Source organism: Paraburkholderia sp. (assembly GCF_035656215.1).
Classification (GTDB): domain Bacteria; phylum Pseudomonadota; class Gammaproteobacteria; order Burkholderiales; family Burkholderiaceae; genus Paraburkholderia.
This window is the reverse complement of the sequence record NZ_DASRSY010000239.1, coordinates 1-2,217: the sequence shown is the minus strand read 5'-3', so window position 1 is coordinate 2,217 and position 2,217 is coordinate 1. Positions and strand designations below refer to the sequence as shown.

Annotated in this window: 2 protein-coding genes; one reads left to right on the top strand and one right to left on the bottom strand. The window is 60.5% G+C overall.

Annotated features, from left to right (window positions below):
* The first annotated feature begins 168 nt into the window (after positions 1 to 168).
* Positions 169 to 885, top strand: coding sequence for a DUF2968 domain-containing protein (locus tag VFE81_RS13435; RefSeq protein ID WP_325045062.1), 717 nt, complete (start codon positions 169 to 171; stop codon positions 883 to 885).
* Between the two features lie 121 nt (positions 886 to 1,006).
* Here VFE81_RS13435 and VFE81_RS13430 read toward each other — a convergent pair.
* On the bottom strand, positions 1,007 to 2,217 hold a 1,211-nt coding region (locus VFE81_RS13430; RefSeq protein ID WP_325045061.1), incomplete at its 5' end, for a hypothetical protein.

The following is a 2,217-nucleotide window of genomic DNA, read 5'->3' as shown; positions in this document are numbered from 1 at the left end:
CTTATCTGAAATCTTTTATTTCGCGACTGATGCGTGCATCCGGCCAAATCATTCGTTATCGATTTATCTCGATTTAAAGTCCGTCAGTGCGACACCTGAATGCTTCGCTTAACGACTAATCCGCGCGATAATCTGCGGCTGATTTGGATTTGCATGGAGCATGCACGTATGAAGTACCCCTCAATTGTACGGCGCGCCATGCTGCTCGCGGCCTCGTGTGCGCTGTTGCAGCATGGTGGTTTCGTGCTGGCAGCGCAAGGCGGTGAGGCCGCACCGCTGGTCGGCACGCGGCCGGCCATGAACACGCTAACGCCGCAACCGGTCGCCGCCGCGCTGCGCAGTGCGGCATCAAGCACGCCGGTTACCGCCGGCGACGCGCAAGGCAACGTCGCCGAACTGATGCAGATGATTCACGACGCAAAGCTGAGCGAATTGCGCACCACGTATAACGGCAGTTACGGTGCGAGTCTGTTCTTCTATCCACAAGAGATGACGTACTACGTCGCGCTCTTTCAGGACAAGCATTTCTGGCGCGTGATCAAGTCGGAGGACGTAGGCCGGGCTGAAGCGGTCTATGCCGGCTTCGTCCAGCAGACGGCGCAACTGGCGGACGTCGAGATTCGCCGCACACAGTTGCAGGCGCAGAAGGCGTATATCGAAGACATCATCGCGTTGTCGGAAGATCGCGCGAAACGGTTGCAGGCCGATCTCGACGTTGCGCGTACGCAGCAGGCCAAGGTCAACGATTACCAGCGGCAGACGCAAGGTGAGGCGGTAGCGCTGCACGCGGAGAAGGAAAAGGCGCAGGCGCAGTTGCGGCAGGTGCAGGGCGAAGTGATGCAGTTGCAGCGACAAACCGAGTTCGGATTGCCAACACAGAAGTAGGCGTACGAGTGTAAAAAAGCCCGACGATTTTCATGGCCGGGCTCAGGCTGGTGACCAACCCCACGTTTTTCGGAGCGTGGGGTTTTGTTTTTTGCACCTCGATTTTTCGATACCGAGACCCTTACTTCACGAACTGATTGGGAACGTCGGTCACGCGACGTTGCGACATGTGATCGATCCATTCTGTGTCGCCGCTTCCAGACGGATTGAGCGACGAAGCAGGACGCGATGGCGGCACAATATTGCGCAGGTGTGTGCCAGCTGACATGGTCGTCGACGCGTATTCGTCGGTGCTGAACTGCGATGACGCACGTGGCGAGTAAGAACCCGCCGACGACGGTTTCGGTGAGGTTTGTTGTGCGATCGCCGGCACCGCAATCTGCGACGCCTCGTGGTTCATCTGCGACATGCGTGGCAACTGCGTTGCGATGATGGTCTGCGAACGGCGCCCGCTTCTTTCGTGCAGGCTCGCGGCGCCTTTGCGTTGCTTGTCCGGGCGGCGCGATACGTTCTTGCTGGCTGTGGCTGTGGCTGTGGCTGTGGCGCGCGCTGACGTTGCCTTGACCGTTGTAGTGATTTCCGTGGCGGGTCTTGCCGTGAAATCGCGCAACGGCGCCGCGGCAAGTGCGTTTGGCAAAATCGCAGGCGATGCGGGTACAGATGCGCGTGCGGATCCAGACGCGCCTGCAACGGGCACGGGCGACGAAGCGGCGCTCGATACAAGCCCTGCTGCACGGTTGTTAGCGGCTGCGTGCGGATTAACAGCGGCATCAGGCGAGGGGCGACTCGCCAACTGTGCTTCCTGGCGGAGCGGGATCTTGCTCACTGGTTTGACATCGCTAATCGTGTGGCGCTGTGCCAGATGACCAAACCCAATCCAGGCAAGCATCGCGGCGCCGCTGAGTGCACAGGCGCCGCCCGCTAGAGCTCCCCAATGCATTGACCCCCCGCGCGGCGAGGCCGGAGCGGCCGGTGTGCTAACCGGCGAGAAAGGTGCAGTTTCGACGGACGCTTGCAAAGATTCGTCGACCGGTGCGTCGAACACGGTGGTCGAGATAGCAGGCGGGATGAAACCCGAGGACGCAGCCGCCGGCTTGCGCAACGATTCCCAATGGCAGAGCGCGCGGAAGGTTTTGTCATTCAGACAAAAGGTACGCAATACGGCCGCATAGAGCGCCTTGAGTTCCGCCCGCAAACCAGGCCCAGGCGGCAGTAGCGTCCAATCGCGGCCGAATGGCGCGGGCAGCAGACGACAGAGCGGCGACAGGCTCGGCAGCGCCATGGAGCCTTCGATCAGGGTGAGGGGAATAGGGGTCGACATCGGTTTCTTCG

Coding starts and splice junctions, on each gene's coding strand:
- VFE81_RS13435 (WP_325045062.1), top strand. CDS start 169: ATGAAGTACCCCTCAATTGTACGGCGCGCCATGCTGCTCGCGGCCTCG.